23 protein-coding genes are annotated in these 25,200 nt (G+C 55.5%); 12 read left to right on the top strand and 11 right to left on the bottom strand.

Annotation, left to right across the window (positions count from 1 at the left end; translation table 11 throughout):
- The first annotated feature begins 108 nt into the window (after nucleotides 1–108).
- Nucleotides 109–1,119 carry a quinone-dependent dihydroorotate dehydrogenase gene (pyrD, locus tag USG84_RS02200; RefSeq protein ID WP_061098677.1) on the top strand — a complete coding sequence of 337 codons (1,011 nt, stop codon included), beginning with the start codon at nucleotides 109–111 and terminating at the stop codon, nucleotides 1,117–1,119.
- Nucleotides 1,120–1,284: 165 nt separating this feature from the next.
- Complete coding sequence (gene zapC / locus USG84_RS02205; RefSeq protein WP_151412834.1) at nucleotides 1,285–1,827, top strand: cell division protein ZapC; 543 nt, start codon at nucleotides 1,285–1,287, stop codon at nucleotides 1,825–1,827.
- On the opposite strand, the gene USG84_RS02210 is transcribed toward zapC, so the two are convergent.
- Nucleotides 1,824–2,933: a YcbX family protein gene (locus USG84_RS02210; protein ID WP_253541430.1), complete on the bottom strand. Its 1,110-nt coding sequence runs from the start codon at nucleotides 2,931–2,933 to the stop codon at nucleotides 1,824–1,826. The two genes, zapC and USG84_RS02210, sit on opposite strands and share 4 nt — an antisense overlap.
- A gap of 98 nt (nucleotides 2,934–3,031) precedes the next feature.
- On the opposite strand from USG84_RS02210, the gene rlmKL reads away from it, so the two are divergent.
- From rlmKL to rmf, 6 genes are all read left to right on the top strand, one after another.
- Nucleotides 3,032–5,140, top strand: coding sequence for a bifunctional 23S rRNA (guanine(2069)-N(7))-methyltransferase RlmK/23S rRNA (guanine(2445)-N(2))-methyltransferase RlmL (rlmKL, locus tag USG84_RS02215; RefSeq protein ID WP_151412835.1), 2,109 nt, complete (start codon nucleotides 3,032–3,034; stop codon nucleotides 5,138–5,140).
- 12 nt (nucleotides 5,141–5,152) lie between these two features.
- Nucleotides 5,153–7,060 (top strand): ABC transporter ATP-binding protein, encoded by a 1,908-nt coding sequence (locus USG84_RS02220; RefSeq protein ID WP_253541435.1) that lies wholly within the window; start codon nucleotides 5,153–5,155, stop codon nucleotides 7,058–7,060.
- A 13-nt stretch (nucleotides 7,061–7,073) separates the two neighbouring features.
- Nucleotides 7,074–8,327: a membrane integrity-associated transporter subunit PqiA gene (gene pqiA, locus USG84_RS02225; RefSeq protein WP_253541437.1), complete on the top strand. Its 1,254-nt coding sequence runs from the start codon at nucleotides 7,074–7,076 to the stop codon at nucleotides 8,325–8,327.
- Between the two features lie 4 nt (nucleotides 8,328–8,331).
- Nucleotides 8,332–9,972 (top strand): intermembrane transport protein PqiB, encoded by a 1,641-nt coding sequence (gene pqiB / locus USG84_RS02230; protein ID WP_047364232.1) that lies wholly within the window; start codon nucleotides 8,332–8,334, stop codon nucleotides 9,970–9,972.
- On the top strand, nucleotides 9,969–10,535 hold the full coding sequence (pqiC, locus tag USG84_RS02235) for a membrane integrity-associated transporter subunit PqiC (RefSeq protein ID WP_151412836.1): 567 nt from the start codon (nucleotides 9,969–9,971) through the stop codon (nucleotides 10,533–10,535). The genes pqiB and pqiC overlap by 4 nt, the downstream gene beginning before the upstream one ends.
- 256 nt (nucleotides 10,536–10,791) lie before the next feature.
- Entirely contained in the window at nucleotides 10,792–10,959 is a 168-nt protein-coding gene (gene rmf / locus USG84_RS02240; protein ID WP_013097261.1) for a ribosome modulation factor, read from the top strand.
- Between the two features lie 73 nt (nucleotides 10,960–11,032).
- On the opposite strand, the gene fabA is transcribed toward rmf, so the two are convergent.
- Both fabA and USG84_RS02250 read right to left on the bottom strand, forming a co-directional pair.
- Entirely contained in the window at nucleotides 11,033–11,551 is a 519-nt protein-coding gene (gene fabA / locus USG84_RS02245; RefSeq protein WP_000227926.1) for a bifunctional 3-hydroxydecanoyl-ACP dehydratase/trans-2-decenoyl-ACP isomerase, read from the bottom strand.
- A gap of 68 nt (nucleotides 11,552–11,619) precedes the next feature.
- Nucleotides 11,620–13,380 carry an AAA family ATPase gene (locus USG84_RS02250; RefSeq protein WP_151412837.1) on the bottom strand — a complete coding sequence of 587 codons (1,761 nt, stop codon included), beginning with the start codon at nucleotides 13,378–13,380 and terminating at the stop codon, nucleotides 11,620–11,622.
- Nucleotides 13,381–13,566: 186 nt separating this feature from the next.
- Here USG84_RS02250 and matP point away from each other — a divergent pair, with 186 nt between their 5' ends.
- Nucleotides 13,567–14,019 carry a macrodomain Ter protein MatP gene (gene matP, locus USG84_RS02255; protein ID WP_253541439.1) on the top strand — a complete coding sequence of 151 codons (453 nt, stop codon included), beginning with the start codon at nucleotides 13,567–13,569 and terminating at the stop codon, nucleotides 14,017–14,019.
- A gap of 63 nt (nucleotides 14,020–14,082) precedes the next feature.
- Here matP and ompA read toward each other — a convergent pair whose 3' ends face one another.
- On the bottom strand, nucleotides 14,083–15,138 hold the full coding sequence (gene ompA / locus USG84_RS02260) for a porin OmpA (RefSeq protein ID WP_108780329.1): 1,056 nt from the start codon (nucleotides 15,136–15,138) through the stop codon (nucleotides 14,083–14,085).
- Nucleotides 15,139–15,492: 354 nt separating this feature from the next.
- Nucleotides 15,493–16,002 carry an SOS-induced cell division inhibitor SulA gene (sulA, locus tag USG84_RS02265; protein ID WP_041910604.1) on the bottom strand — a complete coding sequence of 170 codons (510 nt, stop codon included), beginning with the start codon at nucleotides 16,000–16,002 and terminating at the stop codon, nucleotides 15,493–15,495.
- A 217-nt stretch (nucleotides 16,003–16,219) separates the two neighbouring features.
- Here sulA and USG84_RS02270 point away from each other — a divergent pair, with 217 nt between their 5' ends.
- Entirely contained in the window at nucleotides 16,220–16,846 is a 627-nt protein-coding gene (locus tag USG84_RS02270; RefSeq protein ID WP_061098669.1) for a TfoX/Sxy family DNA transformation protein, read from the top strand.
- Here the strand turns inward: USG84_RS02270 and yccS are convergent.
- Together yccS and USG84_RS02280 are read right to left on the bottom strand one after the other, a co-directional pair.
- Nucleotides 16,803–18,965, bottom strand: coding sequence for a YccS family putative transporter (yccS, locus tag USG84_RS02275; protein ID WP_045261705.1), 2,163 nt, complete (start codon nucleotides 18,963–18,965; stop codon nucleotides 16,803–16,805). The genes USG84_RS02270 and yccS overlap by 44 nt on opposite strands.
- Before the next feature lie 18 nt (nucleotides 18,966–18,983).
- Nucleotides 18,984–19,430 (bottom strand): YccF domain-containing protein, encoded by a 447-nt coding sequence (locus USG84_RS02280; protein WP_041910601.1) that lies wholly within the window; start codon nucleotides 19,428–19,430, stop codon nucleotides 18,984–18,986.
- A 123-nt stretch (nucleotides 19,431–19,553) separates the two neighbouring features.
- Between USG84_RS02280 and helD the strand changes: the two genes are divergently transcribed.
- On the top strand, nucleotides 19,554–21,608 hold the full coding sequence (gene helD / locus USG84_RS02285) for a DNA helicase IV (RefSeq protein ID WP_151412838.1): 2,055 nt from the start codon (nucleotides 19,554–19,556) through the stop codon (nucleotides 21,606–21,608).
- A gap of 57 nt (nucleotides 21,609–21,665) precedes the next feature.
- On the opposite strand, the gene mgsA is transcribed toward helD, so the two are convergent.
- Together mgsA and csgI are read right to left on the bottom strand one after the other, a co-directional pair.
- Nucleotides 21,666–22,124, bottom strand: a complete 459-nt coding sequence (gene mgsA / locus USG84_RS02290; RefSeq protein ID WP_041912035.1) for a methylglyoxal synthase — start codon at nucleotides 22,122–22,124, stop codon at nucleotides 21,666–21,668.
- Nucleotides 22,125–22,204: 80 nt separating this feature from the next.
- Nucleotides 22,205–22,867 (bottom strand): curli synthesis inhibitor, encoded by a 663-nt coding sequence (gene csgI / locus USG84_RS02295; RefSeq protein ID WP_061098667.1) that lies wholly within the window; start codon nucleotides 22,865–22,867, stop codon nucleotides 22,205–22,207.
- Between the two features lie 173 nt (nucleotides 22,868–23,040).
- On the opposite strand from csgI, the gene USG84_RS02300 reads away from it, so the two are divergent.
- A complete protein-coding gene (locus USG84_RS02300) occupies nucleotides 23,041–23,454 on the top strand; it encodes a CoA-binding protein (RefSeq protein ID WP_061098666.1) in 414 nt (137 codons plus the stop codon).
- A 37-nt stretch (nucleotides 23,455–23,491) separates the two neighbouring features.
- Here USG84_RS02300 and hspQ read toward each other — a convergent pair whose 3' ends face one another.
- Nucleotides 23,492–23,809 (bottom strand): heat shock protein HspQ, encoded by a 318-nt coding sequence (hspQ, locus tag USG84_RS02305; protein WP_008499919.1) that lies wholly within the window; start codon nucleotides 23,807–23,809, stop codon nucleotides 23,492–23,494.
- A gap of 60 nt (nucleotides 23,810–23,869) precedes the next feature.
- A complete protein-coding gene (gene rlmI / locus USG84_RS02310; RefSeq protein WP_151412839.1) occupies nucleotides 23,870–25,060 on the bottom strand; it encodes a 23S rRNA (cytosine(1962)-C(5))-methyltransferase RlmI in 1,191 nt (396 codons plus the stop codon).
- Between the last annotated feature and the right edge of the window lie 140 nt (nucleotides 25,061–25,200).

A 25,200-nucleotide genomic window follows, 5' to 3' on the forward strand; every position in this document is an offset into this window, starting at 1 on the left:
AAACGATTGCGTTTTACGCCGTTTTTTTTGCCGCAGGTCAATTCCCTTTCGCGACGGGATCGCCCATAATCCCCTCCCGGTTTGCACACCGGGAATCCAGGAGAGTTCATGTACTACCCCTTCGTTCGTAAAGCCCTTTTCCAGCTCGACCCCGAGCGCGCTCATGAATTTACATTCCAGCAATTACGTCGTATTACAGGCACGCCTCTGGCGGCACTGGTGCGTCAAAACGTGCCGGAAAAGCCTGTGCAGTGCATGGGTCTGACCTTTAAAAATCCGCTGGGTCTGGCGGCCGGTCTGGACAAAAATGGCGAGTGCATCGATGCCTTGGGCGCGATGGGCTTTGGCTCCATCGAAATTGGTACCGTCACGCCGCGCCCGCAGCCGGGAAATGACAAGCCGCGCCTGTTCCGCCTGGTCGAAGCCGAAGGGCTGATCAACCGCATGGGCTTTAATAACCTCGGCGTTGATCATCTGGTGGAGAACGTGAAGAAAGCCCATTTCGATGGGGTGTTAGGCATCAATATTGGCAAAAATAAAGATACGCCGGTTGAGCAGGGTAAAGATGACTATCTGATTTGTATGGAAAAAGTCTACGCCTATGCCGGGTATATCGCGGTGAATATTTCCTCACCTAATACCCCGGGTTTACGCTCGTTACAATATGGCGAAGCGCTGGACGATCTTTTGAGTGCCATTAAAAATAAACAAAATGAACTCCAGGCGATCCACCATAAATATGTTCCTGTCGCGGTTAAGATCGCGCCGGATCTTTCTCATGAAGAATTGATCCAGGTTGCCGACAGTTTGGTTCGCCATAATATCGATGGGGTGATTGCAACGAATACCACGCTCGATCGTTCGCTCGTTCAGGGAATGAAAAACTGTGACGAAGCGGGTGGGTTAAGTGGCCGTCCGGTACAATTAAAAAGCACCGAAATTATTCGCGCTCTGTCTGCGGAATTAAATGGCCGTTTACCGATTATTGGCGTCGGCGGTATCGACTCGGTGATTGCTGCGCGCGAGAAGATGGCGGCCGGTGCGTCACTGGTGCAAATCTATTCCGGCTTTATTTTTAAAGGCCCGCCGCTGATTAAAGAAATCGTTACTCATATCTAATCTTTTCTCTTAATCAGACAACCAGGGCTTTATTTCCAGCCCTGGTTGTTTTATATTCCGTCACTGTTGCTTATTTAGACATTATAGTCTTTTATTACTAGTGTTATAAACGAAGCGGCCAACAGGACATTTTTAGTACAGGACGTTTGGGGACGGGAGAGAAACATGCGAATTAAACCTGACGATAACTGGCGTTGGTATTTTTGCGACGAGCACGATCGCATGATGCTCGATTTAGCCAATGGCATGTTGTTTCGTTCTCGTTTTGCCCGCCGAATGTTAACCCCGGACGCGTTTTCTCCATCGGGCTTCTGCGTTGACGATGCGGCGCTTTATTTCTCCTTTGAAGAAAAATGCCGCGATCTGGAGCTCTCAAAAGAGCAGCGTGCCGAACTGGTATTAAATGCGCTGGTGGCTATTCGTTTCCTGAAACCGCAAATGCCGAAAAGCTGGCATTTCCTGCCTCACGGCATGGACTGGACGCCAGCAACGGGTGATGCGGCCAGCGTTAACCTGAGCGATACCGCTGAAGAGGTGAGCCTGTTAGTGGTTGAGCCGGGCGAAAACGCCGCACTTTGTCTGCTGGCGCAGCCCGGCGTGACGATTGCCGGGCGCGTAATGCAGTTAGGTGATGCGATCAAAGTCATGAATGACAGGCTGAAGCCACAGCTGCGCGTAGATTCCTTCAGCCTCGAACAGGCGGTTTAAGCTTCCAGCTGTACCGACGTTTTCGGTACGCAGCTACAGCACAGGATTGTGCCGTCATTGCCAATTGCAGATTTTTTCAGTGCACTCACTTCACCCTCCAGCAGCTTGATGCGGCAGCATCCGCAAATTCCCGCACGGCAGGAATACGGTACGCGAATACCGGCTTGCTCCAGTTGCTCCAGTAAAACCTGCTGATTGTTGCCACGAATAATCTTGCCCTGCCAGTGAATATCCACTGCATAGGCGACGTTTGTCACAACGTCGACCATTTCTTCTTCCTGGCCTGAGCCGTACGCTCTCGCCGGCCCGCGGGCGAGAATTTCAACTTCATCGCCTACGCGGATCGCGCCGCTGGAGCGCGGGATCAGGTTCTGGCCGAAATCGACATCGCCGTTGTCCTGTGCGGTACGGAACGATTGCAGCGTTTTCAGCGGCTCGCCGGAAGGATGCTTTTGGCCTTTCTCAGGGCTTACCGTGGTGAAAATGCAGCGGCTGCAGGGTTTGACGACATCAAAGATGACGCTGCCGATGCGGATGACTTTCCAGGTATCTTCATCCCAGGCGTCGACGCCCGTCACCACCAGGTTCGGACGGAACTGTTCCATCTGTACGCTGGCTTTACAGCGATTCTGTAAATCACGCAGGGACGCTTCGTTGGTGAGCAGGAACGGGAAGCCATCCGCGAAGGAGAGGGGAACGGCGTCGTGGCGCTTTACGCGACGCGTCAGTTCCGGCCCAACCCAGCGCAGCTGCACGTCGCGGGAGAAGAAGCCGCTCAGCCAGCGGTTAATTTCATCCGGTGCGATGCGCGCGGTAAAATGGTTGCCCCATACTTCCGTTGGCGCGTCGGCAGCCGCAAAATCAGCAAAGCGGATCACCGCGCTGGAACCGTCCGGCGCGGTCAGATGCAAACCGTCATGAAGCGGGGAAGGGGTAAAGCGGACCATCTGCGGGAACTGGCGTGCGGTGATAAACGTCCCGTCAGGCTCGGTGACCATAAAAATACGATCGAAGGCGAACCCGCTCATGTCTGCCAGCGCGTGAGAGACGCCGATGCCGCGCATGGATTTCACCGGATGAATAAAAAGCCTGGATAACGTCGCCACTGCACACTCCCGCAAATGAAAATAAGCCTTCAACTTTATGACATACACGCCATATTAGCTATAATGCGCGACAATTTTCTAAGAGTAAAAGTGACGATATGAATTCTCTGTTTGCCAGTACGGCCCGTGGGCTGGAAGAGCTGTTAAAAACTGAACTGGAAGCCCTGGGCGCGCAAGAGTGCCAGGTGGTTCAGGGTGGTGTCCATTTTGAGGGCGACACGCGGCTTATTTACCAGAGCCTGATGTGGAGCCGTCTGGCGTCGCGCATCATGCTGCCGATGAAGGAGTGCAAGGTCTATAGCGACCTGGATCTCTACACCGGCGTACAGATGATCGACTGGACAGAGATCTTCACGCCTGACGCCACCTTCGCGGTGCATTTCAACGGCGTGAACGACGAGATCCGCAACAGCCAGTACGGCGCCCTGCGCGTAAAAGACGCGATTGTTGACTGCTTCACGCGTAAAAATAAGGAACGTCCGAACGTCGATCGCGAAAATCCGGACCTGCGTATCAACGTCTGGCTGAACGGCGACACGGCGAGCATCTCCCTCGATCTGAGCGGCGCCGGTCTGCACCTGCGCGGCTACCGCGATCGCACCGGTATGGCGCCGATCAAAGAAACCCTGGCCGCCGCCATCGTGATGCGCTCCGGCTGGCAGCCGGGCACGCCGCTGCTTGACCCAATGTGTGGCTCCGGTACGCTGCTGATTGAGGCCGCAATGCTGGCAACCGACCGTGCGCCGGGGCTGCACCGCGGCCACTGGGGCTTTAAGGGCTGGGCACAGCACGATGAAGCGCTCTGGAAAGAGGTTAAAGACGACGCGCAGACCCGCGCGCGTAAGGGCCTGGCGGGGTACACCTCTCACTTCTACGGTTCGGACAGCGACCCGCGCGTGATTGAACGCGCCCGCAGCAACGCCCGTCGCGCCGGTATCGGCGAGCTGGTCACCTTCGAGGTGAAAGACGTGGCGAACCTGACCAACCCGCTGCCGAAAGGCCCGTACGGAACCGTGATCAGCAACCCGCCATACGGCGAGCGTCTGGACAGCGAGCCTGCGCTGATTGCCCTGCACAGCCTGCTGGGCCGCAATATGAAGGACTATTTCGGCGGCTGGAACCTGTCTCTGTTCAGCGCCTCGCCGGAGCTGCTGAGCTGCCTGCAGCTGCGTGCCGATCGCCAGTTTAAAGCGAAAAACGGCCCGCTGGACTGCGTGCAGAAAAACTACCATCTGGCAGAGAAAGCGGCGGACAGCAAGCCAACCGGCGTGGCGGAAGATTACGCCAACCGCCTGCGCAAAAACCTGAAGAAATTTGAAAAATGGGCGAAGCAGGAAGGGATCGAGTGCTATCGCCTGTACGATGCCGACCTGCCGGAGTACAACGTGGCGGTTGACCGCTACGCGGACTGGGTGGTGATTCAGGAATATGCTCCGCCGAAAACCATTGATGCGCAAAAAGCGCGTCAGCGTATGCTGGACGTCATTGCGGCCACCATTGCCGTGCTGGGGATTGCGCCGAACAGGCTGGTTCTGAAAACCCGCGAGCGTCAGAAGGGTAAAAACCAGTACCAGAAGATGGGCGAAAAGGGCGACTTTATCGAAGTGGGCGAATACAACGCCCGCCTGTGGGTGAACCTGACCGACTATCTTGATACCGGCCTGTTCCTTGACCACCGTATCGCCCGCCGCATGCTCGGCCAGATGAGCAAGGGCAAAGATTTCCTCAACCTGTTCTCCTACACCGGGAGCGCCAGCGTGCACGCCGGTCTCGGCGGCGCGCGCAGCACCACCACGGTGGATATGTCCCGTACCTATCTGGAGTGGGCCGAACGCAACCTGCGCCTGAACGGTCTGACCGGACGCCAGCATCGCCTGATGCAGGCCGACGTGCTGGGCTGGCTGCGCGATACCGACGAGCAATTCGACCTGATCTTTATCGATCCGCCGACCTTCTCTAACTCCAAGCGCATGGAGGATAGCTTTGACGTTCAACGCGATCACCTGCGCCTGATGACCGACCTGAAGCGCCTGCTGCGCAAAGGCGGCACCATTATGTTCTCGAACAACAAACGCGGCTTCCGTATGGATCATGACGGCCTGGCAGCCCTGGGACTGAAAGCACAAGAAATCAGCCAAAAAACGCTGTCTCAGGACTTCGCCCGTAACCGTCAAATTCATAACTGCTGGTTGATTACCGCGGTCTGAAAGGAAAAATAAATGTCATTAATTAGTATGCACGGCGCGTGGCTCTCTTTCAGCGACTCACCGCTTCTCGATAATGCAGAGCTGCATATCGAAGATAACGAGCGCGTCTGTCTGGTGGGCCGTAACGGCGCGGGTAAATCCACGCTGATGAAAATCCTCAACCGCGAGCAGGGGCTGGATGACGGCCGCATCGTGTACGAGCAGGATCTGATCGTCTCCCGCCTCCAGCAGGATCCGCCGCGTCATGTGACCGGCAGCGTGTACGATTTCGTGGCGGAAGGCATCTCCGAGCAGGCGGAGTATCTGAAGCGCTATCACGAGATTTCGCATCTTGTGATGACCGACCCGAGCGACAGGAACCTCAACGAACTGGCGAAAGTGCAGGAGATGCTCGATCACCACGGTCTGTGGCAGCTGGAAAACCGCATTAACGAGGTGCTGGCCCAGCTTGGTCTCGAAGCGGATATGGAACTGTCCGCGCTCTCCGGCGGCTGGCTGCGTAAAGCGGCGCTGGGCCGCGCGCTGGTCAGTGGCCCTAAGGTACTGCTGCTGGACGAACCAACCAACCACCTGGATATTGAAGCGATTGACTGGCTGGAAGGGTTCCTGAAAACCTTCAGCGGCACCATCATCTTCATTTCGCACGACCGTTCGTTTATTCGCAATATGGCGACGCGCATTGTCGATCTCGACCGCGGCAAGCTGGTTACCTATCCTGGCGATTACGATACGTATCTGCTGGAGAAAGAAGAAAACCTGCGCGTGGAAGAGCTGCAGAACGCCGAGTTCGACCGCAAGCTGGCGCAGGAAGAGGTGTGGATCCGTCAGGGCATCAAGGCGCGCCGTACCCGTAACGAAGGCCGCGTGCGTGCCCTGAAGGCGATGCGACGCGAGCGCAGCGAGCGCCGCGAAGTGATGGGCAGCGCCAAAATGCAGGTGGAAGAGGCGTCCCGCTCCGGCAAGATTGTCTTCGAAATGGAAAACGTTAACTATCAGGTTGACGGGAAAGTACTGGTGAAAGATTTCTCAGCTCAGGTTCAGCGCGGGGACAAAATTGCGCTGATTGGCCCGAACGGCTGCGGCAAAACCACGCTGCTGAAGCTGATGCTGGGCCAGCTGCAGGCCGACAGCGGCCGCATTCACTGCGGCACCAAGCTGGAAGTGGCCTACTTCGACCAGCACCGCGCGGAGCTGGATCCGGACCGCACGGTGATGGACAACCTCGCCGAAGGTAAACAGGAAGTGATGGTAAACGGCAAGCCGCGTCACGTTCTGGGCTACCTGCAGGACTTCCTGTTCCACCCGAAACGCGCGATGACGCCGGTGCGCGCGCTCTCCGGCGGGGAGCGTAACCGTCTTCTGCTGGCCCGTCTGTTCCTGAAGCCAAGCAATTTGCTGATCCTCGATGAACCGACGAACGATCTGGATGTCGAAACGCTGGAATTACTGGAAGAGCTGATCGACGGTTATCAGGGAACCGTGATGCTGGTTAGTCACGATCGTCAGTTCGTGGATAACACCGTGACCGAGTGCTGGATCTTCGAAGGTGAAGGGCGAATTGGTCAGTACGTGGGCGGTTATCACGACGCAAAAGGGCAGCAGTCGCAGTCTCTGGCGCAGAAACAGTCAAAGTCCAGAACAAGTTCTGAACCTGCTGTAACAAAAGCAGAAACTGTCAAGAAAACCTCGGCTAAACTAAGCTATAACCTGCAGCGCGAACTGGAGGGGCTACCTCAGCGTCTCGAAGAGCTGGAGGCCGCGCTTGAGGGGCTGCAAGCACAGGTTGCTGATGCATCATTCTTTACCCAATCGCATGACTATACTCAGAAAGTACTGGCTGAAATGTCCTCGGCTGAAAAAGCCCTGGAAGAAGCATTTGAGCGCTGGGAGTACCTTGAGTCTCTGAAAAACGGCGCATAAACAGGGATTAAATATGTGTGACCAGCACCATGCCGACAGGCATATATTATGCTCGCAATGCGATATGCTCGTGGCGTTGCCAGAGCTTGGTCACGGACATAAAGCCCTGTGTCCACGCTGTGGCGCAACGTTGACAACCGAGTGGGACGCGCCGCGGCAGCGTCCCACTGCCTACGCGCTGGCAGCCTTGTTCATGCTGCTGCTCTCCAATCTCTTCCCCTTCATCTATATGAAGGTCGGTGGGATGACAAGCCAGGTGAATCTGCTTGAAATCCCGGGCGTGATGTTCTCGGAAGATTACGCCAGCCTGGGCACCTTTTTTCTGCTGTTCGTCCAGATAGTCCCGGCGTTTTGCCTGGTCGTCATCCTGCTGCTGGTTAACCGCGTCAGGATGCCGTCATCGCTGAAAATCCGGCTTGCGCGCATCCTTTTTCAGCTCAAAAGCTGGGGGATGGCCGAGATCTTTCTGGCGGGGATACTGGTCAGTTTCGTGAAGCTGATGGCGTACGGCGACGTGGGGATAGGCAGCAGCTTTATTCCCTGGTGTCTGTATTGCGTCCTGCAGCTGCGTGCTTTCCAGTGCGTGGACAGGCGCTGGGCCTGGGACGATATCGCCCCGGCCCCGACGCTTGCGCAGACGGTGAAGGTCGGCGTGCCGGGTATCCGCCAGGGGCTCCGTTCCTGCCCGTGCTGCACCGCCGTGCTGCCCGCCGATCTTGAAGTTTGTCCGCGCTGCGAAACGAAGGGCCACGTTCGCCGTAAAAACAGCCTGCAGTGGACGATGGCGCTGCTGGTCACGTCCGTCATGCTGTATCTGCCCGCCAATATTCTGCCGATTATGATCACCGATTTGCTCGGCGACAAAATGCCCTCGACGATCCTCGCCGGGGTCATACTGCTGTGGGGCGAAGGATCCTATCCTGTCGCCGGCGTGATTTTTATCGCCAGTATTATGGTGCCCACATTAAAAATGATCGCCATTGCCTGGCTCTGCTGGGATGCAAAAGGCCACGGAAAGCGCGACAGCGAACGCATGCACCTGATTTACGAAGTGGTCGAATTTGTTGGTCGTTGGTCAATGATCGACGTTTTTGTGATTGCCGTTCTCTCTGCGCTGGTGCGGATGGGCGGTTTGATGAGTATTTATCCCGCGATGGGGGCTTTAATGTTTGCACTGGTGGTGATTATGACCATGTTTGCGGCCATGACCTTCGACCCTCGTTTATCGTGGGATCGTGAGCCTGAATCAAGCCATGAGGAAGAGTAAGAGCATGGAAAATAAGAGTGGAGAGGCGAAAGTGCAGAAGGTCAAAAACTGGTCGCCGGTGTGGATTTTCCCCATCGTGACCGCGCTGATCGGTGCATGGATCCTGTTTTATCATTACAGCCATCAGGGACCGGAAGTGACGCTGATTACCACCAATGCCGAAGGAATTGAGGGCGGTAAAACGACCATCAAAAGCCGCAGCGTGGATGTGGGCGTGGTGGAAAGCGCAACCCTGACCGACGATTTAACCCATGTGGAGATTAAGGCGCGTCTTAATGCCGGCATGGAAAAACTGCTGCACGGCGATTCTGTTTTCTGGGTGGTTAAACCTCAGGTGGGGCGCGAGGGGATCAGCGGCTTAGGAACGCTGCTCTCAGGTGCCTACATCGAGCTGCAGCCGGGTGCAAAAGGCAGCCAGCCGGCGCAGTACCAGCTTCTGGATTCACCTCCGCTTGCCCCGCCTGATGCAAAAGGTATCCGCGTGATCCTCGACAGTAAAAAAGCGGGCCAGCTCACGGCGGGCGATCCGGTTCTTTTCCGCGGCTATCGCGTGGGTTCGGTGGAGAAAAGCACCTTCGATCCTCAGAAAAGAGCCATCAGCTATCAGCTGTTCATCAATGCGCCTAACGATCGTCTGGTCACCAGCAACGTCCGTTTCTGGAAAGACAGCGGCATCGCGGTGGATCTGACCTCGGCGGGCATGCGTGTAGAAATGGGCTCGCTGACAACGCTGTTTGGCGGTGGCGTGAGTTTTGACGTACCCGAAGGGCTGGACCTGGGGCAGCCGGTTGCGGAGAACACCGCTTTCCGCCTGTTCGACGATCAAAAAAGCATTCAGGATGCACTCTATACCGATCACATCGACTATCTGATGTTCTTTAAGGATTCTGTTCGCGGCCTGCAGCCTGGGGCGCCCGTTGAGTTCCGCGGTATTCGTCTGGGGACGGTGGGTCAAGTGCCTTACTTTGTTCCTGGCCTTAAGCAGATGCTTGATGATGATTACCGTATTCCGGTGCTGATCCGCATTGAGCCTGAGCGCCTGATCAACCAGATTGGTGAGAATCAGGATATCGGCGAGCACATCACCGACCTGATGAATCGCGGTCTGCGCGGCTCGCTGAAAACCGGTAACTTGGTGACCGGCGCACTGTATGTTGATATGGACTTCTATCCAAAAGCGCCGCCGATTACCGGTATGCGTGAATTTGGTGGTTACAAGATCATCCCAACGGTAAGCAGCGGTCTGGCCCAGATCCAGCAGCGTCTTATGGAAACGCTGGATAAAATTAACAACCTGCCTCTGAACCCAATGATTGAGGCGGCGACAGGTTCGTTACATCAAAGCCAGGCGACGATGCAGCGCCTGCAGACTACGCTGGACAACATCAACAAGATCACAGCCAACCAGAGTATGCAGCAGCTGCCGCAGGATATGCAGAAAACGCTGCGCGAGCTGAACCGCAGTATGCAGGGCTTCCAGCCTGGCTCGGCGGCGTACAACAAGATGGTGGCAGATATGCAGCGTCTCGATCAGGTCTTGCGCGAACTGCAGCCGGTTCTGAAAACGCTCAACGAGAAGAGCAATGCGCTGGTGTTCGAAGCGAAAGATAAAAAGGATCCTGAGCCGAAGAGGGCGAAACAATGAAAAAATGGCTAGCGATTGCAGGAGCGATGGTACTCACGGCCTGTAGCTCCGGGAGCGAAACGAAAAGCTACTACCAGCTGCCGCTGGTGACGCAGGCGGTTACGCAAACTACCGCCTCGCAGGGCAACCGTCTGCTGTGGGTTGAGCAGGTCGCCGTGCCAGATTACCTGGCCGGCAACGGGGTGGTCTATCAGACCAGCGATGTACAGTACGTTATCGCCAACAACAACCTGTGGGCCAGCCCGCTGGATCAGCAGTTACGCAATACGCTGGTGGCGAATCTGGGCAGCCAGCTTCCGGGCTGGGTTGTTGCCTCCCAGCCTTTGGGAAGCGATCAGGACACGCTGAACGTCACGGTAACGGGCTTCCACGGCCGTTATGACGGTGCCGTTGTCATCAGCGGCGAGTGGCTGTTGAATCATCAGGGACAGCTGATTAAGCGTCCTTTCCATCTGGAGCTGAAGCAGCAGAAGGATGGCTATGATGAAATGGTGAAAGTGCTGGCTCAGGGTTGGGCGCAGGAGTCAGCCAGTATCGCCAGGGAAATTTCCCGGCTGCCATAAGTAAAATTCATCGTCAAAAACCGCAATCGGCCTGGTGCTGATTGCGGTTTTTTTTTCGTTTTTGCGTCAGGTTGTTACTTGTGCCGGGTCACAATTTTTGTACAAATGATCTTCCAGCTAGCTCACAAATATGACACCCGTATGAATTTTGAACATTGACGCTGAGAGTAAATCGGGGTATTCGTTATCTGTGCCTGCGCATCTGGCGCAGACACTGTTTTCTTTCCACCAGACAAAAGAATGAGGGAAACGAGGCATGAAGAGACAGAAACGAGATCGCCTGGAACGGGCTCATCAACGTGGTTATCAGGCCGGCATCGCTGGACGTTCGAAAGAAATGTGTCCTTATCAGACGATAAATCAAAGGTCACAATGGCTTGGAGGCTGGCGAGAAGCCATCGGCGACAGGGCACTAATAGCCTGATAACGTCTCTTTAAAAAAAGAAACCTCCGCATTGCGGAGGTTTCGCCTTTCTGAACGGGGCTAAAAGCCGTTATCAGAAAGCAGAGGTATCCTGGAACAGACCCACTTTCAGGTCGTTCGCGGTATAGATCAGACGACCGTCTACCAGCACTTCGCCATCCGCCAGGCCCATAATCAGGCGACGGTTAACGATGCGCTTGAAGTGAATACGATAGGTCACTTTCTTCGCAGTAGGCAGAACCTGACCGGTGAATTTCACTTCGCCCACGCCCAGCGCGCGGCCTTTACCTTCACCACCCAGCCAGCCCAGATAGAAGCCAACCAGCTGCCACATGGCATCCAGGCCCAGGCAGCCAGGCATTACCGGATCGCCAATGAAGTGGCAACCGAAGAACCACAGGTCCGGGTTGATATCGAGTTCTGCTTCTACGTAACCCTTATCGAAGTTGCCGCCGGTTTCGGTCATTTTCACGACACGGTCCATCATCAGCATGTTCGGGGCCGGTAACTGTGGGCCTTTCGCGCCAAACAGTTCACCGCGACCAGAGGCAAGAAGATCTTCTTTTGTATAGGATTCGCGTTTATCTACCATGTTCTCAGTAAGCCTTATTTTAGTGAAGGACGCAGGATAGCTAACACGTGTACGCTGAACAAGTCCGATCAGTTCGAACTGAACCAACCCATCCAGCGTAACGGCCATGGATAACGATGACGAGCATCCTGCTGTGTCGCCTGAGCAATGCGCTCCTGGATAGTCTGCATCAGGGTTGTCTGACCTTCGCCATCCCAAACCAGGTTTGTCAGTAAGGGTAGTGCATCCTCAATCCCTTCGATGGCCCAGATGGCGAACTGTTCCTGTTCAACCGCGTCCAGAATATCCTGGCACAGGCTGAGATGGCGTACGTTAGGCGCCGGAATAATCACACCCTGTTTGCCGTTTAAACCGCGCTGCTGGCAGACAGAGAAGAAGCCTTCAATTTTTTCGTTCAGACCGCCAACGGGCTGAGCACGACCAAACTGATCGACCGAACCGGTAATCGCGATGTTCTGGTTGATCGGCACGTCCGCCAGGGCGCTGATTAAGGCGCACAGCTCAGCCATAGAGGCGCTATCGCCATCCACTTCGCTGTAGGACTGTTCGAACGTCAGCGAGGCGGAGAAGGGGATTTGCTGCTCAAGCTGCAGCTCAGACATTAAAAACGCCTGCATGATCATCATGCCTTTGGCGTGAATATTGCCGCCCAGTTCGGCCTTGCGTTCAATATCGGTAAACTCGCCATCGCCAATATGCACAACGCAGCTGATTCGCGAGGGTTCACCGAACGCCCGCGGATGGCCAGGAAACTCGATCACCGAGAGAGCGTTGATCTGCCCAACGCGTTCGCCTTCTGTCTCGACCAGAATTTGTTCCAGCAGAATTTCATCCTGCATGCGGTCAGCAAGATAGCCTTCGCGCCACTCTCGCTGCGCCAGCATCTGCGTGAGCTGTTCGCCGGTAAACGCACCGTTACCGCTGATCGTACCCACTTCACGCAGCTGCTTGCCGATCCAGAGCGGGCAGAGCGGCAGGGTTTCCTGGTCACCGGTATAGCGAACGGCTTCACGGATTAAACCCGGCCACGCGTCAGCGGCAGGCGCTGGCAATGCAAAACGTTCCGCCACGGCCATTACCCACTGACACCACTGCGCCATGTCGTCCGCATCGGCAATCTGAATGTTGTCTTCGTATTCGCTGTAAACCGCCTGCTCGGCCAGCTCCGGCTCCATCTCCTGGAAGTCCGCCAGCGATTCGCGGTCACTCGTCAGCACGACGGTCAGCGACAGCGGCATGGACGGCACGGAGACAGGAAGAGGACGAGACTCGTCATAGCCGACCCAGTCAAAGCGCTGTTGGGTCACAACGGTTTTCAGGCGCATCCACAGCAGCGGCTGCGAGAGGAGGGTGCGCAGAGAGATGATGAGCACGCCGCCGTTTGCACGATGCACCAGCCCCGGCTGCAGGGAAAGCTCACCGTTAAACTGGCGCAGACAGCCAAAGAGCTGTTCAGCCTCGACCCAATTAGCGGTAATCACCTCGCCTTTAGCAGCAAAACGACCGTCTGCCTGGTCCGCCGGTTCGAAGGTAATATTATGCCCCGCGATACGATATTGGCCGCCAAATACCGCGTTGGTGTCCGGCCGCAGCTGGCGCATGGCATCCCCAAGCAGCGTCAGATATTCCGCTTCTTCCGGGGCTTTCAGCAGCATGAAGGGCGATGTCGCCCACGGGCTTAACGTCTGCTCCAGCGCATAATGTAAGCGTGGTTGCGTATCGCTAAGGATGAATTCGTGTTCTTTTGCGAGATCGGGCTGTGCAAACAGTTCCTGATAGCTCTCGGCATCCGGAACAAGGTCACGCCATGCTAGTTTCGTAATGGTCAAAGTTGATGTTTTTTAGTCAGATGTAAAAGCGTGGAGTATACCGTAAGCGAGGGGCTCTACCCAAGCAGGATTGGGTATTTCAGCAGGCGGATTGGCTGCACTCACTCACAGGATATGATTTCTTTTCAGCAGATTGCTAAAAAACTGATATTCTGAACAGAGTTACGTGGTAACACTGAGATCGCAATGAAATATCAACAACTGGAAAATCTCGAAAGCGGCTGGAAATGGAAGTACCTGGTCAAAAAGCACCGTGAAGGGGAGCTGATCACCTGCTACATCGAAGCCAGCGCTGCGCAAGAAGCCGTGGATATTTTGCTGACCCTCGAAAATGAACCGGTACAGGTTAATGGCTGGATTGAGAAGCACATTAATCCCGCGTTGTTAAACCGGATGAAGCAAACTATCCGCGCGCGACGTAAACGGCATTTTAATGCCGAGCATCAGCATACCCGGAAAAAATCCATCGACCTGGAGTTCGTGGTCTGGCAGCGTCTGGCCGGGCTGGCGCAACGGCGTGGTAAGACCCTGTCGGAAACCATCGTGCAGCTGATTGAGGATGCCGAACATAAAGAGAAGTACGCCAGCCAGATGTCGTCGCTGAAAAACGACCTTCAGGCGTTGTTGGGCAAAAAATAGATTTTTGTTTTCTTCAGACAATAAAAAACCCCGCATGGCGGGGTTTTTTTATAAGACGATAACTTATGCCGCTGGCTGAGTTACAACGTCTTTAACGCCTTTAACTTCGATCTCTACGCGACGATCTGGTGCCAGGCAGTCGATCAGTGCAGCGCGAGCTTTAACGTTGTCACAGGTGTTGCCAGTAACTGGGTTAGATTCGCCCATACCACGTGGGGAGATCTTGTTAGCTGGGATACCTTTAGAGATCAGGTAATCAACAACAGACTGAGCACGTTTCTCAGACAGTTTCTGGTTGTAAGCGTCAGAACCGATGCGGTCGGTGAAGCCCAGAACCACTACAGAACCGTCTTTAGGATCCAGGTTGCTCAGCTGGGTGTACAGCTGATCCAGTGCCTGCTGACCTTCTGGTTTCAGGGTCGCTTTGTTGAAGTTGAACAGAACGTCAGACTTCAGAGTGAAGTGCTTGGTCTGTACTTCTGGAGCTGGAGCCGGCGCTGGAGCAACAACTGGTGCTGCATCTTCCTGCTGGCCGAAACGGTAGGAAACACCTACGCTCAGCATGCCGTTGTCTGGACGAACGCCAACGGTAGCACCGTCACCGATGTTGTTAACCCACTGGTATTCCAGACGGGTAGCGATGTCACGGGTCATAGCCCACTCAACGCCACCAGCGAATACTGGGGAAACGCCAGTGTCATGGTCGTCGCCAGCGATGTTGTTGCTGGAGTCTGCACGCCATACCATGCCGCCCAGACGGGTGTACACGTCCAGATCGTCAGTTACTGGGTAACCCAGTTTAGCGGTCAGCTGAACGCCCTGAGCTTTGAAAGCGCCATTGATGGTGTCGCCTTTGTATGGCATACGACCTAACCAGTCGTAACCCATTTCAAAACCAACATACGGGTTAACCTGATAGCCACCGAACGCACCTGCACCAAGCTGGCTCTCGTGAGTAGGGCCATCGTTGTTCAGGCTGCTGTTGTACCAGCCAGTGTCGTGGAACTGAGACCAGCCCAGTTTACCACCTGCATACCAGGTATTATCTTTCGGAGCGGCCTGCGCTACGGTAGCGAAGCCAGCCAGTGCCACTGCAATCGCGATAGCTGTCTTTTTCATTTTTTGCGCCTCGTTATCATCCAAAATTCGCCATGAAGGTCTCAAGAGAGAATCACGGTTAAATCCTTCACCGGGGGGCGTGGTCAAATATAAATCTACCGATATCTTCGGCTTAGGCCGAGCACCCCTGGCGATGTAAAGTCTACAACGTAGCTGAAAACTTACAAGTGTGAAGTCTGTCAGGCATATGAAAAAAAAAGTTCCGTATACCTATTATTTAACATTTTTAGAACGAATTTTGTGCAATAAAATTAAGGAGAACCGCACCAGACAAGCCTTGCCGCAATTTTGAGGCCGGGAACTAAAACCGCATCTTGCGGTCAAAAAAAATTCCAGGAAAAATCTTAATTTCACTCAATGATACAAATTTGAGTGAATTTTTAGCCCAGAAAGTTGTCCTCTGCGATAAGAATCTGGACGAACCGGGCGCATGATAAACCCGATCGCATTCCCTTCTTCAGCCGCTTCGGTCAGACGAAAATGTTCCTCTTCCGTCAATTCTTCCGGTAACCACCCGATCACCACGCTGTAATTTCCGGTACGTAACGCGCGAATCATCGACTCGACGGTATCGCAGGGAGAAAGCTGGTTGATCTGCATCACCTTTGCCAGGGGCAGGCCTGCGGACTGCACCCATTGACGGCTCAGTTTCTGCTGTGGCGTCAGCCAGAGCTGCCAGCGCGATTGCTGACCAAGCTGCTGTAATAACGGAAGCAGCAGGAGTTGGGTCAACAGAGGCTGGTCTTCACGGTAAACCACTTCACTAATAAGCCCCGTCGAAGCACCCCCAACGGTGTTCTGCGCGACAGTGCCCGCGGTAGAGGAGAGAGAAGTTGAGCGATTTGCATAGCCTGAAGTGTACATATTCATTCCAGCCCTGTAGTTACTGTATGGATATACAGTAACCCCTGTGTGCATAAAGATCAACCTCATTTTCGGAAAGCGACTCGCAAAATTCATTCAATGTTGATGCCCTTCGAAAAATCATCTTGCTCAACGACGCTAAGTTGCCTATTTTCCTGCTAACGGATCCGCTAGTAAGAAATTTCGTTGTTACTTTATGATTTTGAAGGGAAATATCATGAAAAAGATATCTTATGAACGGATTTATAAATCCCAGGAATACCTCTCACCGCTGGGTGAAATTCATCATCGCGCGCTGTTCGGCGGCTATACCCTGGCGGTGGACGATGCAGTTTTTGCCATGGTGTCAGACGGTGAGCTCTATCTCCGCGCCTGTGAAGAAAGCGCAAAATACTGTGTGAAAAATGCCGCTTCTTTTTTGACCCTGATGAAGCGGGGCCGGCCGGTGCTTCTCAACTATTACCGGGTGGATGACGGGCTGTGGCAAGACAGGGAGCGTCTGCTTCAGCTCTCCTCTTTCGCACTCAATGCGGCAAGAAAAGAGCGTTACCAGCGCCATCAGCGCAATCGACTTAAGGACCTGCCAAACCTGACCTTTCAGCTGGAAGTACTGCTCTTTGAAGCGGGCATAACCAACGAAGAAACGCTGCGGGCGCTTGGCGCCAGGGAGTGCTGGCTAAAGATGCGGGCAAAAAATAAAGCGCTGAGTATTAAAGTGCTCTTCGCGCTGGAAGGGGCGATCGAGGGGCTGCATGAGGCGGCACTCCCGGCCGGCATTCGCCGGGAGTTGACGGAGTGGTTTAATGCGCTGCCTGAGCCACAGGAGAATCACTCCTCCAGGTAGCGATTTGCTGTTGCAGACGGCAAATTTCTGGCAGCAGGGCGATGAGCAGGCCAATCTGCTGAAGCACCAGAGGCGCTTTGCTGTCGTTTCCGGGCTCAAGATGCGCAATACGTTGGGTCAGTTCATCCAGCGCCTGCCTCACGCGCGGCTCATCGGCTGGCCGGTGATGCAAAGCATCATCGACATAACAGACCGCGTCATCCAGCAGGTTGAGGATGCCCGGATTGGTGAGTTTTTCACGATGGGCGCCCAGCGTGGAAATGTAGCTGGTGAAGGTATGGTTCAGGCAGAGCAGCCGGAAAGCCGTCTCACGAATCTCGGCCGTGGCGCGAGGTTCCGTTGACATATTAGAGACGACCGAGGCCAGTTCCGCATCGCTGTTGTGCGCATCGCGGCGCGCTATCCGGTAAGCCAGGCGGTTATCGCGGCCCTGATGATACTGCTCAAGGATGGCATCCAGGTATCGGCAGTTGGCGTTCATGGCCCTGTCCAACACGCGCGGTAGATTACGGAAACGCCAGTCCGGCCAGATAAAGCTGACGGCGGCCCAGGCGATAGCGCAGCCAATCAGGGTATCGAGCACGCGGGGCAGGGCGACCTCGAACCCTTCACCCAGCAGGTTAAAGCAGAGCAGAACCAGCAGCGTGATGAACATGGTGGCATGGGCGTACTGCACGTTGCGAAACGCGAAGAACAACACGCCGGTAATCACGATCAGGATCAGCTGTCCTTCAATGGACGGTACGAAATAGAGTACCGGAAGGCCGATCGCGACCCCGACCAGCGTGCCGATAATACGCAGCGCCAGGCGGTGTCGGGTGGCGTTATAGTTCGGCTGACAGACAAACAGGCTGGTCAGCAGGATCCAGTAGCCGTGGTGCAAACCGGTTATCTGGATAAAAGCATACCCCACGCATAAGACCAGGGACATTCGCACCGCGTGGCGAAACAGCGCCGACTCCGGCGTGAAGTTGCGGCTCAGACGTAGCCACATATCGCTCACGCTGTGCACGCTGTCATCTGCAAGCTGGTTATCCATCTCGCTGCCCGGCAGTGCCATCGCCTGCTCGGACTCAATCGTCGCCAGCTGAGCATCAATCGCCCGCAGGTTGTTGAGCAGAAAACCCAGCGCTTTGATCTGTTCCGGTGACGTTCCGCTGGCCTGCACGCGGTCGAGCGCCGCATCGAGATGGCTAAACACGCGTTCGAAGCGGGAGTCGTGCTGATAGGGCGTGCGCAGAAGAATGGAGCGCGCGAGCTGCTGGCATGCCTGAGACTGCATGGAAAGCAGGCGCTGGAAGCGGAACATGACGTCGCTGTAGCGGAACTTTTCGCGCAGGGCGGCATACTGAACGTGCGAGGAGCTGGCGCGTTCATGAATGTCCTGAGCGGCAAAATAGTAGTGTAAGGTCCTGCGCGTTCCGCGCTGGCCGCGATCCCCGCGCAGGCGGGTAAGCAGCGAGGCTTTCGTCTGGTTTAGGGTGGCGACCAGCTGGCCGTTTGCCAACGCCAGATCGTAAAGCGGCGCCTGGCTTTCTTCTTCGATATCCGGGTCGAACAGTCGGGACTTCAGTTCCAGATAGTGGGCTAGCTGCTCATAGCTGCGGGCAAGGTTATCCTGCAAAGGGCGAACCGGGAAGATCAGATGACCGGTTAACGTCAGCAGGTTATACCAGATGGCGCCCAACAGCAGCAGCACAGGCTGCTGGTACCACTGGTCGTACAGGGAAACGCCCAGCATGGTATAGATGGCAATCAGCAAGGCACCGAAGGCGATAGTGGCGTAGCGCTGCCCCAGACCGCCCAGCAAAATAAACCCGCTGGTGGAGAGCGTCAGGCCCAGGGCAAACAGCCACGGCCAGGGGAAAAGTAACTCAACGGACGCGGAGGCGATAAAAAAACAGACCAGCGTAATGACCAGGTTCCGCAAACGCCCGGCCAGGCGATCGTCCAGATCCGCAAGCGCCCCGGCCACCACCCCCAGCGTGAGCGGGATGGTGAGCTTGACATCATTCAGCCACCACGGCAGGGCAGCCGTGCCGCAAAGAGCGATAAAAATCCTGACGTTGTAGAGCCAGGCGCTGTTCCAGGTATAACGGCGAAGCAGTGGGCTTAGCATAAACGCGGCCAGTCCTTTTTACTGAAAACGACGACGTGCGTTCGCTTCACGCGCCGCCTGGGCTACCTCAACCGGAACCACCCTGCGCCCGACGGGCCAAAGGGCGATGGCGGCGATCTTAAAGTTGGCGAGCCCGACCGGAATACCAATTATTGAGATGCACTGCGCAATACCGGCAAAAATATGCATGATGCACAGCCACCAGCCGAAGAAAATCAGCCACAGAATGTTCAGCAAAGTTCCCCCCGTATTCATCAGGGCGCTCTTGCTCTCCGGGTTCAGCTCGTTAACGTGGATAGCTTCGTTACCGTAGGGAATGAACGACAGTTTCGTGATTTCCCAGCAGGAGCGGGTCAGGGGAAGCGTGAAAATCAGGACGATGCTCACCAGCGTGGCAAAAAGCCAGGAAAGGGTGGTGGCAAAACCGCCCAGCACAAAATTCAACACATTCAGAACGGTACGCATAAACCCTCACTTCCTTTCGATAAAATTAACGCCCAATGATTGTAACGTTTTTTTAGGCTGGAGCACCTTAAAACTGGCAGTTAAACTGTCAGGTAAATTATCTCTTCGTGGATTTGGCGGGACATGGAACTGAAAGCAACTTCATTAGGCAAACGCCTGGCGCAACACCCCTATGACAGAGTTGTTCTGCTCAACGCCGGGGTGAAAGTCTCCGGAGAACGCCACGAATACCTTATTCCGTTTAATCAGCTTCTGGCTATTCACTGCAAGCGCGGGCTGGTGTGGGGCGAGCTGGAGTTCGTTCTACCTGACGACAAAGTCGTGCGCCTTCACGGCACCGAGTGGGCGGAAACCCAGCGTTTCCATCATCACCTGAACGCGCTCTGGCAGCAGTGGAGCCATGACATGAGCGTGATTGCCGCTCAGGTGCTGCAGCAGGTGCTGGACGATATTGCGCAAAGCAACGCGCAACAAACGTGGCTGACTCGCCAGCAGACTGCCGGATTGCAGCAAAAGATCCGGCAGGCACTCTCGGCGCTGCCGCTCTCCGTGACGCGCCTTGATGAGTTCGACAATTGTCGCGACGCCTGGCGTCAGTGTCAGGCCTGGCTGAACGATATGGATAAAAGCCGGCTGGCGCATAACCAGGCCTGGACGGATGCCATGCTCACCCAATACGCCGACTTTTTCAGTACGGTGGAAACTTCACCGCTCAACCCTGCTCAGGCGCGCGCGGTGGTCAACGGCGAGCAGTCGCTGCTGGTGCTTGCGGGGGCCGGAAGCGGTAAAACGTCGGTGCTGGTGGCGCGTGCGGGCTGGCTTCTCACGACCGGGGAGGCCGTTGCCGATCAGATCCTGCTTCTGGCCTTTGGCCGTAAGGCGGCCCAGGAGATGGACGAACGCATTCAGGAACGCCTGCACACCCGGGACATTACCGCCAGAACCTTCCATGCCCTCGCGCTGCATATCATTCAGCAGGGCAGCAAAAAAGTGCCTGTCATCAGTAAGCTGGAAAACGACGCGCAGGCGCGGCAGGCGCTGTTTATTAAAACCTGGCGCCAGCAGTGCAGTGAGAAAAAGGCGCAGGCGAAAGGGTGGCGCCAGTGGCTGGAGGAGGAACTCGCCTGGGAGGTGCCGGAGGGCAGCTTCTGGCAGGATGAAAAACTGGCGCGTCGGCTCGGCTCGCGTCTTGACCGCTGGGTCAGCCTGATGCGGATGCACGGCGGCTCGCAGGCAGAGATGATTGAAAGCGCGCCGGAGGCGATCCGCGATCTGTTTTCAAAACGGGTCAAACTAATGGCTCCGCTATTGAAAGCCTGGAAAACCGCGCTGAAAGAGGAAAATGCCGTTGATTTCTCGGGTCTTATCCATCAGGCGATCGTCATTCTGGAGAAGGGGCGCTTTGTCAGCCCGTGGAAGCATATTCTGGTGGATGAGTTCCAGGACATCTCACCCCAGCGTGCGGCACTGCTCTCGGCGCTGCGGGCGCAGAACAAACATACCTCACTGTTTGCTGTGGGAGACGACTGGCAGGCCATCTACCGCTTCAGCGGGGCGCAGCTCTCGCTGACGACCGCCTTCCACCACTATTTTGGCGAAGGCGACCGCAGCGATCTGGACACGACATACCGCTTCAATTCACGGATTGGTGAAATCGCCAACCGCTTTATCCAGCAGAACCCGCATCAGCTGGCCAAGCCGCTAAACAGCCTGCGGGCAGGGGATAAAAAAGCGGTCACCCTGCTGGCGGATGACCAGCTGGAGCCGCTGCTGGACAAGCTCAGCGGCTATGTGAAGCCCGATGAGCGTATCCTGGTGCTGGCGCGTTATCATCATCTTAAGCCTGCTGCGCTGGAAAAAGCCGCTACCCGCTGGCCGAAACTGCAGCTCGAATTTATGACCATTCACGCCAGCAAAGGACAGCAGGCCGATTATGTGATTGTGGTGGGGCTGAAAGAGGGCAGCGACGGTTTTCCGGCCCCGGCCCGCGAGTCGGTCATGGAAGAGGCCCTGCTGCCGGTGCCGGAAGACTTCCCGGATGCCGAAGAACGGCGTTTGCTGTACGTGGCCATCACCCGCGCGCGGCACCGCGTGTGGCTGCTGTTCAACAAAGAGGAGCCATCCGTGTTTGTCGATATTTTGAAGAGTATTGACGTGCCGGTGGCGAGAAAGCCATAACAGCGTCAGGCAAGATTTCCAGGCCGGGTAAGGCGTAGCCGCCACCCGGCAAAAAAGCTACTTCAGTCTCTCGGAAAGATAGCGCTGATAGTCCGGAATAAGGATCTCAACCGGCGAGTTAAACTGCGGGGATTCAATGATGAAATCCGCCGTCGACAGGTTCGTCGCCACCGGAATATTCCACACCGTTGCCAGACGCAGCAGCGCTTTGACATCCGGGTCGTGCGGAACCGCATTCAGCGGATCCCAGAAGAAAATCAACACATCAATTTTCCCTTCGGAAATCTGCGCTCCGACCTGCTGATCCCCGCCCATCGGGCCGCTCAGCATCGCATTCACCTCCAGACCCGTTTCGCGCTGGATCAGGTTACCGGTGGTGCCGGTCGCCGACAGGGCGTGCTTTTCCAGCAGCGGCTGATGGCGGCGAACCCAGTTAAGCAGCATTTGTTTACAGTGATCGTGCGCCACCAGCGCAATGTGTTTGCGTTCGGGCAGCGTGCGTGTTGTCAGTTCCATAATCATATCCATCAGGTTAACTGACTACACGATGACGGGAACCGTCTGACGCTGCAAGAGAAAGGCGTAAAAAATGTGGCTTATGATGAAGGTTGTTGTTTTGCCCACTGTAAAAACCGGGCCCGCGTGTCGGGATCGGCCTGCTGGAACCAGAATTTAAGGCGCTGTTCCGTCAGGCTCTGGGACTGCGGCGGAATGACGTCCAGTTCCGAGACGCCGGATAGCAGCGTACTGTCGTCCGCCATCATGGTGGCAAACTGCGGAAGAGAGGCGCGTTTGCCGGCTTTGTTATAGACCTGCGTCGCGGCCTCGTAGTCCGGGCTTTTCGGGGCGCTGGTCAACGCCAGAATATCCAGCTTCACCGGGATCGGCATTGCATTCCCGTCCAGCAGTTCAACGCGCGGCTCGGCGTCAAAGGCCGCAGCCTCCTTCTCCGTTTCAAGGCGAGGCAGGGTAATGTTCACCTGACTGACTTGCCGGGTATTAAAGCTGACAATCAGCGGCGGAGAGATGTACATCCGCTGCTCATGGTTAGTCAGGCCTATCGATTTTTCGACCCGGAACACCAGCTGATGCGGCCCGTTATCTAACTCAATGCTGTCAGCCCCGCGCAATAGCGAGCTTGAAACCTTTTTCCCGTCCAAAACCAGAAGATCAATATCGCCAGAGAGCCGAAGCGTGGTGGCAAAAACGCAAACCGGCATCACTAACGCAATCAGAGCAGTGGCAATACCGGTTTTCATAGAAGGCTCCCGTCAGACATATTTTCGCCGCATTAATGTATCTAAATCTTTCGGTAATCACGTTTACTAACATATAGACATATTTTGCCGTTTTGCCCTCATACATCTGTATGGGATGGATGGTTGAGATGTGCGCTTTGGCGTACACTTTTAAAAAAGCCAGGAGAAAAACCATGAAAGAGAACGATATTGCCGAGATTCTGACATCCACGCGTACCATTGCGCTGGTGGGCGCGAGCGATAAACCCGACCGTCCAAGCTATCGGGTGATGAAATACCTTCTCGATCAGGGCTATCACGTCATCCCGGTGTCGCCAAAAGTGGCGGGAAAAACGCTGCTGGGTCAGCAGGGTTATGCCACGCTCGCAGAGGTGCCGGAAAAAATTGATATGGTGGATGTCTTTCGTAATTCCGAGGCCGCATGGGGCGTGGCGCAGGACGCGATTGCCGTAGGGGCGAAAACCTTGTGGATGCAGCTGGGCGTGATTAACGAGCAGGCCGCCGTGCTGGCGCGGGATGCGGGATTGAAGGTTGTCATGGATCGCTGTCCTGCGATCGATATTCCCCGGCTGGGTCTGGCGAAGTAATAAAAAAAAGCCCGTCATCGGGCTTTTTTTTACACGCTTAGTTCCGCAGGCGCGGAGCCTGTAACTGTTTGCGGATAGTCTGAGCAAGTTCATCCATCGTGGGTTGTTCCGGATGCTCTTCCTGCAGTTCGCTACTCAGCTGCGCTTCGGCAAGATAGGTATGAACGGGTTGTCCGTCATCACCTTCCATCACCACATGATACCAGGGCGCAGCGCGAAGCTCTGCGTTCACCGCCAGCTCGTCCGCTGACGGTTCATCAAGGGAATACTCCGGGTCGATATCCACGACCACACCCAAATACCCTAGCAAAGTGTGGCGGACCTGCTGGCCGATACCGAATTTGCTGGCAATCATAGTCACCTCCCGGGAAACACTACTTACACATTAAGTGTGGGCAATATTTCTCTTTTCAAGTTACATGACGCGACAGGCAAACCCTTTCAGATACAGTCCTTCCGGGTAGGTAGCAATCACGGGGTGATCGGCTGCCTGACGGAACTGCTCTATAAATTGTACATCACGCCCGGCATCTATTGCGGCATCGGCGATGATTTTTTGGAATAAATCGGTGGTCATCAGCCCGGAGCAGGAGAAAGTGAGCAGCACTCCGCCCGGGTTCAGCAGCTGGATGGCCAGCATGTTGATATCCTTATACCCACGGCAGGCGCCCATCAGCTGGCTTTTGTTCTCCACAAACTTTGGCGGGTCCATCACGATGACGTCGAACTTCTCGCCCCCATCGCGATATTTACGCAGCAGCTTGAAGACGTCATCGCGAACAAATTCAGCTTTGCTCAGGTCAAGCTTGTTCAGCTCGACGTTCTGCTTCGCCACGTCCAGCGCTTCCTGCGACGTATCCACGCTCACCACCTGAGCACAGCCGCCCATCAGCGCCGAAACGGCGAAGCCGCCGGTATAGGAGAAACAGTTCAGGACGCGTTTGTCGGCAACGTACCGGCGGGTCGCCAGACGGCTGTCGCGCTGATCGAGGTAATAACCCGTTTTGTGCCCGCCCTGGATATCCACCAGCAGCTTCATGCCGTGCTCTTCAATCGGCAGAAGGGCAGGCGGCAGCTCGCCGGTAACCGGACCCTGAGCCAGCTCCATGCCCTCTTTTTTGCGCACCGCCACGTCGCTGCGGTCGTAAATAGCGCATTCCGGGAACAGGGTTTGCAGCGCGCTAATCAGCGCGGCACGCTGGTATTCCGCTCCGGCGCTCAGGAGCTGCAGCACCAGGAAGTTACCGAAGCGATCGATGGTCACGCCCGGCAGGCCGTCGGATTCACCGGCAATCAGGCGGTAGCTGTCCAGCCCGTCGCGCTTTGCCAGCCATTCGCGCCACTGCTGCGCCTGCTGCAGGCGGCGGACGAAGAAGTCGATGTCGATGGTTTCATCTTTATCAAAGGTCCAGACGCGCGCGCGGATCTGGGACGCTGGCGAGTAGGCGCCTCGCGCTAACCATTTCCCCTGGTGGTCAACAATATCAATGGTTTCACCGAGGCTGGCTTTGCCTTCCATACGGGCAACCGCGCCGGAAAAGACCCAGGGATGACGGCGCAGTAATGATTTCTCGCGCCCTTTGGCTAACACTAAACGTACACTCATAATTTGCTGTTCTGTCGATTTCAGGGAAATGGCGCGTAGAGTAGCACATTCAGCCTGGCGCAATCATCTGCGGATGACGTTGAGCGTTTCGGCACAAAATCAAATCGCTTAGGCACATTACGGCATTGCAGCAGGCTTTA

Origin of the sequence: Enterobacter sp. 168J2 (genome assembly GCF_034107265.1) — a bacterium.
GTDB lineage: Bacteria > Pseudomonadota > Gammaproteobacteria > Enterobacterales > Enterobacteriaceae > Enterobacter > Enterobacter nematophilus.